Source organism: Vibrio sp. 1978 (assembly GCF_033344345.1).
Map to the genome: position 1 here is coordinate 1 of NZ_JAWPOP010000923.1, position 538 is coordinate 538.

Sequence of the window (538 nt, forward strand, 5' to 3'; positions counted from 1 at the left end):
CGATGAACGTTTCCATCAACTCTGGGCCCTTAAACAGGGAACGCGAGCTCGCAAACAGCGTCCAGTCTTGTGTCACCGCCCACTCTGCAGCCAATGCCCAAGTCACGTCATCAAAATTGCTTGTACCTGTTTCCGCTTTACGTTTGTAATCATCAAAACGCAGACCCGCAGTAATAAAGAAGGCATCCGAAAAGAAGAACTGATCTTCAACAAACAGCGCCGTTGAAACTGCCGATTCATCCATAAACTTGCTGCTGCCGTAGTAACTAGATGACGTCTTATCCATGTAGTCAAAGCCATAAGTCACTCGATTATCAAACTGAGCGAGAGCAAAATCCGATTGGAATTTCGCATTTAAGCCAAGGTTTTGGTTCTTAGCCGTGTTCTTTGACAAGCGGTTCGAAGGCCAACGCGGTGCCATAACCGTTTCATCACGTTTGATTTCAGTTTCGGTGTTGTAAAGCGTCACGTTACCTTGGTGCTGCTCGCCTCTTAGCTCGTAACTGAGCGTGACGGTATCGCGATCATAATCCGTTGG

General features: G+C 47.4%; 1 protein-coding gene. It reads right to left on the minus strand.

The genetic code is table 11. The features are described 5' to 3' along the window. The coding region (locus tag R8N49_RS29885) for a TonB-dependent receptor domain-containing protein (protein WP_318190803.1) at window positions 1–538 on the minus strand (538 nt) is incomplete at both ends.